Origin of the sequence: Vibrio scophthalmi LMG 19158 (assembly GCF_000222585.1) — a bacterium.
In the GTDB taxonomy this organism is placed as follows: Bacteria; Pseudomonadota; Gammaproteobacteria; order Enterobacterales; family Vibrionaceae; genus Vibrio; species Vibrio scophthalmi.
Window position 1 is genome coordinate 16,253 of record NZ_AFWE01000175.1, and the last position, 14,118, is coordinate 30,370.

Here is a 14,118-nt window from a genome sequence, read left to right on the forward strand (position 1 = left end):
CGGCAAACTAGGCGCTCTGCAACAAAAAAGCCCCTCATTGAGGGGCTAATAGCGGATATTTAAGCAAACGTCACTAATCTAGCTGTGGGCCAGCGGCGACGAGTGCTTTACCTTCTGCATTGTCGGTGTATTTATCAAAGTTGTTGATAAAGCGCTGGGCAAGATCGTGTGCTTTGCTTTCCCATTGTAGCGGGTCAACATAGGTATCACGCGGATCAAGGATCGCTGGATCAACACCTGGCAGAGATGTCGGAACTTCAAGGTTGAAGATTGGAATATGAGTGGTTTTCGCATTTTCAATCGAACCATCCAAAATCGCATCAATGATGCCACGCGTATCTTGGATAGAAATACGTTTACCAGAACCATTCCAACCAGTGTTCACTAGGTAGGCTTCTGCGCCTGCCGCTTCCATACGTTTTACTAGCACTTCTGCATACTTGGTTGGGTGAAGCGTTAGGAACGCAGCGCCAAAACAAGCTGAGAACGTTGGTGTTGGCTCTGTAATGCCACGCTCAGTACCCGCTAGCTTGGCAGTAAAGCCAGATAGGAAGTGGTACTTAGTTTGCTCTGGTGTCAATTTAGACACTGGCGGTAGCACCCCAAATGCATCAGCAGATAGGAAGATCACCTTATTGGCATGGCCACCTTTTGATACTGGTTTAACGATGTTGTCGATATGATGAATCGGGTAAGAAACACGTGTGTTTTCGGTTTTTGAACCATCATCAAAGTTGATTGAGCCATCGCCACGTACTGTAACGTTTTCCAGTAGCGCATCGCGACGAATCGCATTATAGATATCAGGCTCTGCTTCTTTCGATAGTTTGATGGTTTTCGCGTAACAGCCGCCTTCAAAGTTGAACACGCCGTCATCATCCCAACCATGCTCATCATCACCAATCAGTGCGCGCTTAGGATCCGTTGATAGAGTCGTTTTACCAGTACCTGATAGACCAAAGAATACTGCAACATCACCGTCTTCACCCATGTTGGCACTACAGTGCATTGAAGCGATATCTTTCAAAGGCAGGAAGTAGTTCATCATGGCGAACATGCCTTTCTTCATTTCGCCGCCGTACCAAGTACCACCAATCAACTGAGTGCGCTCAGTTAGGTTAAATACGGTGAAGTTTTCAGAGTTAAGACCGTGCTCTTCCCATTTCTGGTTGGTGCACTTCGCGCCGTTCATTACCACAAAATCCGGTTCAAACGATGCCAACTCTTCTTCTGTTGGGCGCAAGAACATGTTTTTCACAAAGTGCGCTTGCCACGCCACTTCAGTGATAACACGAATGCTCAGACGGGTATCTGGGTTCGCACCACAGTAGCCATCAATCACAAATAAACGCTTACCTGACAGCTGGTTAGTTACCAATTGCTTCAGCTCATTCCAAACCGCTTGGTTGATTGGTTTGTTATCGTTTTTAACCGCGTCTGACGTCCACCACATATGTTCCTCTGTAGTGGCATCTTTAACGATATATTTATCTTTTGGGGAGCGACCGGTGAAAATACCAGTGTCGACAGCGACGGCGCCAAGTTCAGTGACTACTCCACGTTCGTAGCCTTCTAGATCAGCACGCGTTTCTTCTTCGAACAACATTTCGTAACTTGGGTTGCGTACAACCTCTTTTACGTCATGAAGCCCATGCTTGGTTAGATCAATTGTTGCAGCCTTTGTATGTTCCATAACGGTCATAGGTGCTCCTTGTGGGAAGTTTTTTGTAGGGATTTTGTAATAATGTTTTATTTTTGTCTGTTAACCATGCTAGCAACGAGGCTGGGATAAAACAGGGATGTAGCTCAAATATTAACCATGATTTTTACGTGGTTTTAGGTAACCCGTCACATATTGCTAGTGATATTTTATCGCGGAGGCAAAGGTTTGCGCTAGATCAAATGGATTAATAATATACAGAAATTAAGTACAGCGTACTGTTGTATAACCACCCGTTATTATTGGGTTTAGGTCACAAAAAAAGCCAGCGAGATGCTGGCTTGTGCGGGATTTTACGTGCTTGTTAAGTTGTGCAAATTAATGCACAGTTTTATCACCGCTCTGTGCGTTGATAAACAGTTCTTCTACTTCAGATTCATTAAATGAATATGTTGTACCGCAGTAATCACAATGTAAAGAAACCGATCCTTCCTCTGCCAAAATGTCATTAATTTCAGTACGATCGACGGTAATAATCGCCGCACCACTACGCTCACGTGAACAGCCACAGTGGAATACCACTGGTTGAGGTTCAAATAGGCGAACTTTATCTTGGTTGTAAAGGCGGTAAAGTAGCTCTTGCGCTTCTAGGCCAAATAGCTCTTCATCTTTTACTGTGTTGGTTAGCTGCTCTAGGTGTTCAAAGTCTTCTGCTGAACCGGTGCCATCTGGCATGATTTGAATCAACATACCAGCAGCATGTGCTTTACCGTTTAATTCGCCAGTACGAATCCACAAGCGAGTTTTAAGTTGTTCTGAGTTCGCAAAGTAGTTTTCAATCACTTGCGTTAGGTTTTCACCTTCTAGACCAACCACGCCTTGGTAGCGTTCGCCTTTTTTCGGCTCAATGGTGATCACTAGGTAACCTTTACCCATCATCTCATGCAGTGTGGCATTATCAGCAATGTCACCTTCCCAGCGCGCAACACCACGGATCTTTTGATCGTGATCGCCGTTGATAACCGCAAGAGATACCGGGCCGTCACCTTGTAGTTGAATGGTAATCGAACCTTCAAATTTCAACGTTGCGGTTAAAAGTGTGGTTGATACCAGCAGCTCACCCAGCAGTTTTTGCAGTGCAACCGGGTATTCCTTGCTTGCGATAATTTGTTGGTATGCTTCATCCAGTTGCACCATTTCGCCACGTACTGATAGATCTTCAAATAGGTAGCGATTTAAAACGTTGTTTGTGATTACAGTATCAGTCATTAGGACAGTCCGGCTTATTGATGTTTAAACTTAATGATATCGCGGCGCTGCTTTTTATCAGGGCGGCGTTCAGGGCTAGGATTATGAGCGTTCAGTTTACGCTGGCGTGCATATTCTTCACGTTTTGCTATGCTTTCCGTCGTCTCAGAGTAAAGAGTTTGCGCTTCTGGCGCGCCACGACGTTGGCCAGAGATCTTTTCGATAATGATCGTTTTTTCTTCGTTGGCTTGACGTAAAGTGAGCACCGCACCAAGTTCTACATTCTTACTTGGTTTGCTGCGTTGTCCATTATAGTGAACTTTGCCACCATCGACCATATCTCGTGCGATGGAACGCGTTTTGTAAAAGCGCGCAGCCCAAAGCCATTTATCCAATCTTACCGTGTCTATTGGGGAACCCATTGCACTCTTTACCCTCTAACTAGGTTAACTATCGCCCTAACAATGGTGATGTTGTGCGCACTTTTCAAGGTAAGGTTAGAAAATAGACTTTAAAGGGGTGGCGACGGAACATTTTTATATAGAGCCATAATATAGTTTGTTAGAATTAACAGTCGTGGGTTATATACATCTTTTTATTCATGTTTATATCGCTACAGAGTGTCGATATGGATCAATCATCATCAAGGAAATGCAGTGAAGCCGTTCAGCTTTCGTTCTCCCTCTTTGCAAAAGCTCGTAGCCAATCAAGCGGTGATTAGCGCTTGGGTTACCGTCATTCTTTTGCTCTCGGCGGCTTGGGTTGCCGGGAAATTGATCTGGTTTCCGTATCAACAAGTGGATGTCGTCACGTGGCAGCCATCCAGTCGCAATATGCCTGCTGGTAGTCAGCAAGCTCGCCTTGATTTATCAACATTACAAAACAGCCATTTGTTTGGTCGCTATCAAGCCGATGTCGTCGCTCCTGTTGCCAAGCCTAAACTAGAAGATGCGCCGAAGAGCCGTTTGAATGTGGTCTTGGTGGGTGTCGTGACCAGTAGTGATGCGGGAAAAAGCTTGGCGGTCGTCGCCAAGGGTGGCAAGCAAGCCACTTATGGTATTAACGAAGTGATTGTGGGGACACAGGCGAAGGTTGTGCAAGTACAAGCCGATCGCATTATTGTTGATAACTCTGGCCGTAATGAAACCGTGATGCTCGAAGGAATTAAGTACTCCAAGCCGGTGCAACGCGCGGCGCAATCATCCCCTGCCTTAAGCGCCAATACCAAAGATAAGCTGGAACAAATTCGCGCCGAAATCACCAAAGATCCAAAACAAATTTTCCAATACGTTCGCATGTCGCAAATGAAGCAGGATGGCGAGGTTGTGGGCTATCGTTTAAGTGCCGGTAAAAGCCGCGAGTTGTTTGACTCGGTGGGATTAAAAAATGGCGATGTTGCCACCCACTTAAATGGACAAGATTTACGTAATGCCGCAGCGATGGGTGAAATATTCAGCCGTCTGTCGGAGTTAACCGAATTGAATTTAACGGTAGAGCGTAATGGCCAGCCATACGATATCTACATTGAATTATAAAACGCGCAGAAAAAATTATCCTTTGAGGAGTATCAAGTGAAGCATTGGCTTAAGAAAAGCGCATGGCTATTAGCCGCAACCTTAGTGGTTTCTCCAGTAGCGATGGCCAGCGAATACAGCGCCAGCTTTAAGGGCACCGACATTCAAGAGTTTATTAATATTGTTGGTCGAAACTTAGAAAAAACCATCATTGTTGATCCGTCTGTGCGTGGAAAAATTGATGTCCGTAGCTATGACACCTTGAGCGAAGAGCAGTACTACAGCTTCTTCCTCAATGTATTAGAAGTGTATGGCTACGCTGTGATCGAGATGGATAACGGCATCCTTAAAGTGATTAAGTCGAAAGATGCTAAAACATCGGCGATCCCAGTGGTGGGTGATGGCGACGTGAAAGGCGACGAAGTGGTCACTCGCGTGGTCACGGTGCGTAATGTCTCGGTGCGTGAGCTTTCTCCGCTGCTACGCCAACTGAATGATAATGCCGGTGCGGGTAACGTTGTTCACTATGATCCGGCCAATATTATCTTGATCACTGGCCGTGCCGCGGTAGTGAACCGTTTAGCCGATATCATCAAGCGCGTTGACCAAGCGGGTGACAAAGAAATTGAAGTGGTGGATCTGAAAAATGCTTCTGCCGCTGAAATGGTGCGCATTGTTGATGCATTGAATAAGAGCAGTGACAGCAAAAACACCCCAGGATTTTTACAGCCTAAGCTGGTGGCCGATGATCGCACTAACTCAGTACTGATTTCTGGTGACCCACAGGTGCGTAAGCGTCTGCGTAAATTGATCCAACAACTTGACGTTGAAATGGCCAGCCGTGGTAACAACCAAGTGGTTTACCTTAAATACGCCAAAGCGGAAGACTTGGTCGATGTGCTGAAAGGCGTCTCGGACAATCTGCAAGCGGAAAAGTCGTCTGGCGGCAAAGGGGCGAAATCCAATTCTGACCAAGTGATGATTGCCGCGCACGTATCCACCAACGCATTGGTGATCACTGCGCCACCATCCATCATGACCGCGCTGCAAAACGTCATTGCTCAGCTTGATATTCGTCGTGCGCAAGTATTGATTGAAGCCTTGATTGTCGAAATGGCGGAAGGTGACGGCATCAATCTTGGTGTGCAGTGGGGCTCGTTAGAAACTGGAGCGACCATTCAATATGGCAACACGGGAGCACCAATTGGCCAAGTGATGGTCGGCTTGGAAGAGGCAAAAGATCAAACAAGCACCGAATATTACAACGATAGCAATGGTAATCGCGTGCCTTATACCGTGACCGAATCTGGCGACTACAGTACGTTAGCTTCTGCTCTGTCGGGCGTTAATGGTGCGGCGGTGAGCATTATGATGGGTGACTGGACCGCGCTATTAACTGCGGTATCAACCGACTCGAACTCTAATATTCTTTCATCACCAAGTATTACGGTGATGGATAACGGCGAAGCCTCATTCATCGTCGGTGAAGAAGTACCGGTATTAACCGGTTCTACCGCCGGTTCTAATAACGATAACCCATTCCAAACCGTTGATCGTAAAGAAGTCGGCATCAAACTGAAAGTGGTGCCACAAATCAACGAAGGTAATTCAGTACAACTGAATATTGAGCAAGAAGTCTCCAACGTACTTGGTGCTAATGGCGCGGTGGACGTGCGTTTTGCTAAGCGTCAGTTGAACACCTCAGTGATTGTTGAAGATGGTCAGATGATTGTCTTAGGCGGTTTGATTGATGAGCGTGCGATGGAAAGCGAATCGAAAGTGCCGCTATTGGGTGATATCCCTGTGCTTGGTCACTTGTTCAAATCAACCAGTACTCAGGTTGAGAAAAAGAACCTGATGGTGTTTATCAAACCAACCATCATTCGCGATGGTGTGACCGCCGATGGTATTACTCAACGTAAATACAATTTCATTCGTGCTGAGCAGTTGTTCAAATCAGAACAGGGTTTGAAGTTGATGGATGACAGCCACATTCCGGTCTTACCAGAATTTGGCCACGAGCGTCAGCACCCGGCTGAGATTCAAGCCTTTATCGATCAAATGGAAAGCGTGCAATGATGGAGTTAGATGCGGTGCATCTGCATCGCCGCTTACCGTTTGGTTTTGCCAAACGTTTTAACTTGGTGCTAGAGCAAGAGCCAGCGGGTTTGACGTTATTTTACGTTGAGCCGTTGTCGATTGAAGCGCTGTTAGAAGTAAAGCGCACCACCTCGGTGAACTTTATTTTGCAGGCGGTGAGCAAAGAAATTTTTGAGAAAAAGCTAACCACGGCCTATCAACGCGATTCTTCGGAAGCGCGTCAGTTAATGGAAGATATTGGCGCCGATAGCGATGACTTTTTCTCGTTGGCAGAAGATCTGCCGCACGATGAAGATTTGTTAGAGTCAGAAGACGATGCACCGATCATCAAACTGATCAATGCCATGTTGGGCGAAGCGATCAAAGAAGGTGCGTCGGATATCCATATCGAAACGTTCGAGAAGAGCTTATCGATTCGTTTCCGCGTCGATGGTGTATTGCGTGATGTTTTATCGCCAAGTCGCAAGTTGGCACCGTTATTGGTGTCTCGCGTGAAGGTCATGGCGAAGCTCGATATTGCAGAGAAACGTGTCCCGCAAGATGGCCGTATTTCACTGCGTATTGGTGGCCGAGCGGTTGATGTGCGTGTTTCTACGATGCCGTCTTCACATGGTGAGCGTGTGGTTATGCGTTTGCTGGATAAAAATGCCACACGTCTTGATTTGCACAGCCTTGGGATGGAAGCGAAAACGCATCAACAGTTCCAAGCGATGATTGCTCGACCGCACGGCATTATTTTGGTGACGGGCCCGACCGGTTCGGGTAAGTCGACCACCTTGTATGCGGGCTTGCAAGAGATCAACAGTAACGAGCGCAACATTCTTACCGTTGAAGACCCGATTGAATTTGATATCGATGGCATTGGCCAAACGCAAGTGAACCCTAAGGTGGACATGACGTTTGCTCGTGGTTTGCGTGCGATTTTGCGTCAAGACCCTGATGTGGTGATGGTTGGTGAAATTCGTGACTTAGAAACAGCGCAAATTGCCGTGCAAGCCTCATTGACTGGTCACTTAGTGATGTCGACGCTGCACACCAATACCGCGGTAGGTGCGATTACTCGCCTGCGTGATATGGGCATCGAACCGTTTTTGATTTCCTCTTCACTATTGGGCGTCCTCGCGCAACGTTTGGTACGCACATTGTGCCCAAGTTGCAAACAAAGCTACCAAGCGGATACAGCACAAAAAGCGCTGTTCGATCTGAATGAAGATGCCTCTTTAACGCTGTACAAACCAGCCGGTTGTGAAAAGTGTAACCACAAGGGTTACCGCGGCCGAACCGGTATTTATGAGTTATTGATGGTTAACGAACAAGTTCAAGAGCTGATCCATAATGAAGCGGGTGAGCAGGCGATGGAAAAAGTGGTTCGTCAGCACACACCTTCGATTCGTAGTGACGGCCTAGCAAGAGTTCGCCAAGGCGTAACATCACTTGAAGAAGTGATGCGAGTAACCAAGGAAGGCTAATGGCGGCGTTCGAATACAAAGCACTCAATGCGAAAGGCAAATCACAAAAAGGGGTGATGGAAGGCGACAATGCCCGCCAAGTCCGTTCACGCCTTAAAGAGCAAGGCTTAGTGCCGATTGATGTGGTGGCGACGCGCGCGAAGCAGCAAGCCAACACGCCAGAAACCGAAGCTCTCACTTTTAAGCGCGGGATCAGCACGCCAGATTTGGCGTTGATTACTCGTCAGCTGTCTACGTTAGTGCAATCGGGTATGCCGCTCGAAGAGTGTTTGCGTGCGGTGTCTGAGCAAGCGGAAAAACCGCGTATTCGTACCATGTTAATGGCGGTACGAGCTAAAGTGGTTGAAGGACACACCTTGGCAGACGGCTTGGGGGATTACCCTCATGTCTTTGATGAACTGTTTCGTTCGATGGTCGCCGCGGGTGAAAAATCGGGCCACCTTGATGGTGTGCTTGAGCGCCTTGCCGACTACGCAGAGAATCGCCAGAAGATGCGCAGCAAACTACAACAAGCATTGATCTATCCAGTGGTGCTGGTGGTGTTTGCGATTGCGATTGTCGCGTTCTTGTTGGCTTCGGTGGTGCCTAAAATTGTTGGCCAATTTGTCCAGATGGGCCAAGAACTGCCTCTTTCTACCCGCATTTTGATTAGCGCCAGTGAGTTTGTGCAGCATTGGTGGATCACCATTGCGATAGCCCTGATTGCGTTGGCTTATTTGGTGCGTTACGCCTTATCGAAGCCTTCCATTCGTTTGAGTTGGGATCGCAAAGTGATCGCGATGCCAGTGATCGGTAAGATTGCTCGCGGCCTCAATACCGCCCGTTTCGCGCGTACGTTGTCGATCTGTACCTCGAGTGCTATTCCCATTTTGGATGGCATGAAAGTCGCGGTTGACGTGATGTCGAATCAATACGTCAAACAACAAGTGTTGCTAGCATCGGATCGGGTACGTGAAGGCGCTAGCCTGCGAAAATCGTTGGATCAAACCAAACTATTTCCTCCGATGATGCTGCATATGATTGCCTCGGGTGAGCAAAGTGGTGAATTAGAGAGTATGTTGACTCGCGCGGCAGATAACCAAGATGCCAACTTTGAGTCAATGGTGAATATTTCGTTGGGGATCTTTACCCCATTAATGATTGCTGTATTGGCGGGATTGGTGCTGTTTATTGTAATGGCCACTATGATGCCTATTTTAGAAATGAATAACTTAATGAGCGGCAAATAACGCTGACCAGAAAGAGACTTCTTGGAGACAATAATGAAAAAACAACATAATAAAAAACAGTCTGGCTTCACCTTGTTAGAGTTGATGGTGGTGGTGGTTATTTTAAGTATCTTAGCCAGTGTGGTTGCGCCAAACTTGCTCGGCAGTAAAGACACCGCGGCACAGAAGAAAGCCACGGTTGATATTAAAGCGCTGGAAACGGCTCTTGATACGTACAAACTTAACCACAACGTTTATCCAACCACCGATCAAGGTTTGGAAGCTTTGGTGACTGAGCCAAGCAACCCAACGCCACGTAACTACCCACAAGATGGTTACATCAAGCGTCTACCGCAAGACCCATGGGGCAACGATTACCAATACCTAAGCCCAGGCGATAACGGCAACATTGATGTCTTCACGCTAGGCGCTGATGGCCAAGAAGGTGGTGATGGTGTTAATGCCGATGTCGGCAACTGGAATCTACAAGATTTCCAATAATCTTCTTATTGATGAGTTTGGCGGCATAGGCCGCCATCTCTCTCTTCACTGGATGAGTTTTTCACTCTGATGTTGGTTGAATTTAAATAGTGCGTGGCATGTCGAAAAGTAAAGGCTTTACCCTAATCGAAGTGTTATTGGTGGTGGCGTTGATTGCCATCATGGCTTCAACAGTGGTGTTTTCTTTACCTGATAACAGCCGTGATGAAGCGGAGCACCAAGCCAAATCGCTTTGGTTACGCTTACAGCTACTCAATGAGGAAGCGATGCTCAGTGGCCGTGATTTTGGGCTGCGCATTGAGCAAGCCAAAGGGCGTTACTTCTTGCAGCAGCTCGAAAATGAGGGCTGGCAACCACTTAAGTTAGATCGCTTACCTTACGAAACACAGTTGGTCGACTCATTGAAGATGGAATTTAATCTGGGTGGTTCGGCATGGCAGGATCAAGAACGCTTGTTTAATCCTACCTCACTGTTTGATGAGGAGATGTTTGCCGATCTAGAAGAAGAGAAAAAGTTACCCGCCCCGCAGGTATTCGTGATGTCGAGTGGTGAAGTCACCCTATTCTCTATTGCTATTTATCCAAGCGACGCTGATTTAGAGCAGAGTGCATGGCAGGTAGTGGCAAAAGAAAATGGCCAAATTGTCTTGTTGCAACCGGGAGAGCAAGAGGAATTAGCCGATGAGAGATAACTCAAGCCAACCTTGCTTAAGCAAACCTGGCTCAAGCAAACGCCAGCGACGTGGCTTTACCTTACTTGAGGTGCTCGTTGCGTTAGCGATTTTCGCCATGTCAGCGATGGCCTTGGTGCGCTCGGTGAGCCAGCACATAAATACTCTTACGTTGATGGAAGAAAAAGCCTTTGCGGCCATGGTGGTGGATAACCAAATGGCCAAAGTGATGCTCAACCCGCAAGCATTGAAAAAACAGAGTGGTAAAGACCAATTGGCAGAACGCACTTGGTACTGGACGGTTGATCCGGTATCGACTTCTGGCGGCTTGATTCGTGCTTTTGATGTTTCAGTGGCGAGTTCGCGACAAGGGACGCCGATTTTAACGGTGAGAAGCTATGTCGCTAAATAAACGCTTATTTAGATCGCGTGGCGGCAAACGTGCGGGCTTTACCTTGATTGAAGTGCTGGTGGCGATGTCGATTTTTGCTTTCCTTGCCGCAGGGGCTCAGCAGGTATTGAATCAGATGTATCGCAGCAATGCGATTTCGCAAGAGCGTAGCGAGCGCCTCAAAACCTTGCAGCGTACGCTGGTCTTTATGGATAACGACTTTCGCCAAATGGCTTTGCGTCAAATGCGCACCAATGGGGAAGAGCCAAGCACTAAGTTAGTTGAATGGAAAGACTACTTACTCGATTCGGATGGTAAAGGCGTGATGTTTGCGCGTGCCGGTTGGCATAACCCACAGCAGCAATTCCCGCGTGGTGAAGTCACCAAAGTAGGTTATCGCATCAAGGATAATCAATTGCAGCGAGTGTGGTGGCGCTACGTAGATACGCCAGCAGGTCAAGAAGGCATGATTATGCCGTTGATTGATCAAGTTGACAGTTTTGATATGCGTTTTTTTGATGGCAAACAATGGCTCAAGCAGTGGGACAAAACCATGACACTGCCCAAGGCGGTGCAAGTCTCACTGACCTTTAGTGATTATGGCGAAATTGAACGCATTTATCTGACGGGTGGTGGATCGATTGCGGTGGAGAGTCGCGATGAAGAGTAGTCAGCGTGGCGTGGCTTTATTAGTGGTGCTGCTGATTTTAGCCTTGATGACGGGAGTGGCAGCGACCATGTCGGAACGTTTGTTTGGGCAGTTTAAGCGCTCATCCAATCAGTTAAATTATCAACAAGCTTACTGGTATAGCATTGGTGCGGAAGCCTTGGCAGTGGAAGGCATCGAGCAGAGTTACCAAGACAGTGACACCATCAATATGTCGCAGCCTTGGGCGTTGGAAGAGCAAAACTTTCCGCTGGATTACGGCAGCCTTACTGGGCAGCTGCGTGATCGCCAAGCTTGTTTCAATATCAATGCGTTGGTGGATCTTGAGGCGGAAGCGGGCTCGGACAGTGCACCTTATTTAGTGACCGTCTTGCAACAGCTCATGTCTGAATTGGATATCGATAGTCATGTCGCTGAAGTGGTCGCGCATTCCAGTTGGGAGTTTATTGATACCAATAATCACATCAACTCGGTAACGGGCGTGGAAGATAGCCATTATGAATCAATGGCTCCCGCTTATATGACGGCGGATGGCGTGTTGGCTGAGGCGAGTGAATTACGCGCGGTCAACCTGGTGTCTGGTGAGGTGATGACGAAGCTAGAGCCTTATATCTGTGCGCTGCCTACCGCGGAGTTCCGTCTTAATGTGAACACTTTGCCTGCGGAACAATCTCGCTTGTTAGTGGCGATGTTTGGTGATCAGTTAAGCGACAGCGATGCACAAAGTTTACTAGAAAATCGCCCTTTCGATGGCTGGGGCGATGTTGATCAGTTTTTGGCCGAGTCACAACTCGCCTCATTAAGCGATGAAGTTAAAAAACGAGTTAAAGCCTATCTCACGGTAGACAGTGCTTATTTTGAATTGGATGCACGAATCGTGGTGGGGGAATCGCAAGTGCGTATTCGCAGCCAACTGTTCAGTGCAAATAGAGAAACCGCAACGGTGATAAGCCGTCGCTTTGGAGGAATCGGTGAGCGAGTACTTAATCGTTCGACTGAGCAATAATCGCCAGGCAAAAAAGCCGTGGTTGGTTTGGTCTGAAAGCCAGCAAGAAGTGATCGCCAGTGGTGAATTAAGCGCTGAGCAAGCGCTTGATGAGATCGCGAGCTACGCGCAAGCACGTCACACCATCGTGTTATTAAACAGTGCTGATGTGCTGTTGAAAGAGGTCAACATTCCCGCTGGTGGTGCGCGTCAATTTGATGCGATGCTACCGTACTTGGTCGAAGATGACGTCGCACAAGATGTCGATGGTATGCATTTTACGGTGCTGGCTAAGCAAGGTCAGATTGCCCATGTTGCTGGTGTAGACTGTGAATGGTTAGCGCGTGAATTAGAGACGCTCAAACAAGCAGGCTTTAACGTGACTAAAGTTCTGCCAGATGCGCTGGCATTGCCAGATGTTGACGGCATTTCAGCGGTTGAATTGGCGGGCCAATGGTTATTGAAGAAACAAGCATACCAAGCGCTGACTATTGAATCTGATTGGTTGGCGATAGTGGCTCAATCTGAATGGGTCAAGCAAGGTGATGATTGGCTAGCGCTGCATGCCTATTCGCCACTGCCGGAGCTGAATTTAGCACCAGCGCAAGATTGGCAACAAGCGGAGCCACAATTGGTGATGCAGTTGCTGGGGCGCCAAGCGATGTTTACGCCAGTGAACTTGTTGACGGGCTGCTTTAAACCGAAGTCGGGTGTCGGTCGTTACCTCAAAGTATGGCGAAAGGCGGCTATTGCCGCTGGCGTTGTCGCGGTGGTATTGGTGGCGCAAAACCTAATTCAAACCTATCAAGCAGAACAACAAGCCGCTAAGTATCGTGCTGAAAGTGAGCGTATTTTCCGCTCCGTTCTGGTAGGAAAAACGAAGATCCCGACCGTCAGCTATTTAAAGCGTGAATTGGATAATGAAGCCAAGCGTCTGTCGGGTGGTAATAGCGATGAGTCGTTATTGGTGTGGATGGCAAAACTGCCATCGGCAATCAAATCGGTGCCTGATTTTACTCTGACTGGGATTAAGTTTGATCGCCAACGTGGTGAAATTCAACTGCAAGCCAGCAGTCAAGATTTTCAAGCCTTTGAACAAGCACGCGCGAAGCTAGAAGAGCAATTTTCCGTGCAGCAAGGTCAGTTGAGTAAATCCGGTCAACTTGTGGTTGGCGACCTGACTTTAAAGCCGCGATGAGGAAGCAAGCATGAATAAATTATTAGCCTCGTTGCAAGTTTGGTGGCTTCGTATTACACCGCGTGAACAGCGTTTAGTGATGGTGGGTGGTGTGGCATTGATCATCGGTATCCTATTTTGGGGAATTTACCAACCGATGGTGCAGCGTGCCGAATTGGCGCAAAATCAACTGCGCACCGAAAAGCAGTTATTGAGCTGGGTACAGAATAAAGCGGATGACATTGTCGCCTTGCGTGGTAATGGCGCTAGAGCGTTATCACCACTGCCGTTTAACCAAGCGGTTTCTTCGTCAGCGCGTCGCTTTAATATCGAACTTGTACGTGTGCAACCACGTGGTGAAGAGATGCAAGTTTGGGTGCAGCCATTGCCATTTAATCAATTGGTTAGTTGGTTGGAGTACTTACAACAGAATCATGGTGTCGAAGCACAATTTCTTGATATTGATAAGAACGAGCGCGTTGGGGTGGTTGATGTTAAGCGCCTGCAACTGAGCAAAGGATAGTCGC

At 47.6% G+C, this 14,118-nt stretch carries 14 protein-coding genes; 11 read left to right on the forward strand and 3 right to left on the reverse strand.

All coding sequences use genetic code 11. The features are described 5' to 3' along the window. Positions 1–73 precede the first annotated feature (73 nt). The 3 genes from pckA to hslR all read right to left on the reverse strand — a co-directional run bounded on the left by pckA (position 74) and on the right by hslR (position 3,330). On the reverse strand, positions 74–1,702 hold the full coding sequence (gene pckA / locus RH88_RS13470; protein ID WP_005596894.1) for a phosphoenolpyruvate carboxykinase (ATP): 1,629 nt from the start codon (positions 1,700–1,702) through the stop codon (positions 74–76). A 336-nt stretch (positions 1,703–2,038) separates the two neighbouring features. Further along, the gene (gene hslO, locus RH88_RS13475; RefSeq protein ID WP_086027406.1) at positions 2,039–2,914 is read right to left on the reverse strand and encodes an Hsp33 family molecular chaperone HslO; all 876 of its coding nucleotides are present in this window, start codon (positions 2,912–2,914) and stop codon (positions 2,039–2,041) included. A gap of 29 nt (positions 2,915–2,943) precedes the next feature. After that, entirely contained in the window at positions 2,944–3,330 is a 387-nt protein-coding gene (gene hslR, locus RH88_RS13480; protein WP_005596898.1) for a ribosome-associated heat shock protein Hsp15, read from the reverse strand. 234 nt (positions 3,331–3,564) lie between these two features. Here hslR and gspC point away from each other — a divergent pair, with 234 nt between their 5' ends. From gspC to RH88_RS13535, 11 genes are all read left to right on the forward strand, one after another. Continuing rightward, a complete protein-coding gene (gspC, locus tag RH88_RS13485; protein ID WP_005596900.1) occupies positions 3,565–4,443 on the forward strand; it encodes a type II secretion system protein GspC in 879 nt (292 codons plus the stop codon). Between the two features lie 36 nt (positions 4,444–4,479). Next, on the forward strand, positions 4,480–6,501 hold the full coding sequence (gene gspD / locus RH88_RS13490) for a type II secretion system secretin GspD (RefSeq protein WP_005596901.1): 2,022 nt from the start codon (positions 4,480–4,482) through the stop codon (positions 6,499–6,501). After that, a complete protein-coding gene (gene gspE / locus RH88_RS13495; protein ID WP_005596903.1) occupies positions 6,498–7,991 on the forward strand; it encodes a type II secretion system ATPase GspE in 1,494 nt (497 codons plus the stop codon). The genes gspD and gspE overlap by 4 nt, the downstream gene beginning before the upstream one ends. Beyond that, positions 7,991–9,220, forward strand: coding sequence for a type II secretion system inner membrane protein GspF (gspF, locus tag RH88_RS13500; RefSeq protein ID WP_005596905.1), 1,230 nt, complete (start codon positions 7,991–7,993; stop codon positions 9,218–9,220). Before gspE ends, gspF begins: the two co-directional genes overlap by 1 nt. 33 nt (positions 9,221–9,253) lie before the next feature. Beyond that, complete coding sequence (gene gspG / locus RH88_RS13505; protein ID WP_005596907.1) at positions 9,254–9,700, forward strand: type II secretion system major pseudopilin GspG; 447 nt, start codon at positions 9,254–9,256, stop codon at positions 9,698–9,700. A 98-nt stretch (positions 9,701–9,798) separates the two neighbouring features. After that, a complete protein-coding gene (gspH, locus tag RH88_RS13510; RefSeq protein ID WP_005596909.1) occupies positions 9,799–10,392 on the forward strand; it encodes a type II secretion system minor pseudopilin GspH in 594 nt (197 codons plus the stop codon). Beyond that, positions 10,382–10,783, forward strand: a complete 402-nt coding sequence (gene gspI, locus RH88_RS13515; protein WP_005596911.1) for a type II secretion system minor pseudopilin GspI — start codon at positions 10,382–10,384, stop codon at positions 10,781–10,783. The genes gspH and gspI overlap by 11 nt, the downstream gene beginning before the upstream one ends. Continuing rightward, positions 10,770–11,432 (forward strand): type II secretion system minor pseudopilin GspJ, encoded by a 663-nt coding sequence (gene gspJ, locus RH88_RS13520; RefSeq protein ID WP_005596914.1) that lies wholly within the window; start codon positions 10,770–10,772, stop codon positions 11,430–11,432. Before gspI ends, gspJ begins: the two co-directional genes overlap by 14 nt. Further along, positions 11,422–12,435: a type II secretion system minor pseudopilin GspK gene (gene gspK, locus RH88_RS13525; protein WP_005596915.1), complete on the forward strand. Its 1,014-nt coding sequence runs from the start codon at positions 11,422–11,424 to the stop codon at positions 12,433–12,435. The genes gspJ and gspK overlap by 11 nt, the downstream gene beginning before the upstream one ends. Beyond that, on the forward strand, positions 12,401–13,612 hold the full coding sequence (gene gspL / locus RH88_RS13530) for a type II secretion system protein GspL (RefSeq protein ID WP_005596917.1): 1,212 nt from the start codon (positions 12,401–12,403) through the stop codon (positions 13,610–13,612). The genes gspK and gspL overlap by 35 nt, the downstream gene beginning before the upstream one ends. A gap of 10 nt (positions 13,613–13,622) precedes the next feature. After that, on the forward strand, positions 13,623–14,114 hold the full coding sequence (locus tag RH88_RS13535; RefSeq protein WP_005596919.1) for a type II secretion system protein M: 492 nt from the start codon (positions 13,623–13,625) through the stop codon (positions 14,112–14,114). Positions 14,115–14,118 lie beyond the last annotated feature (4 nt).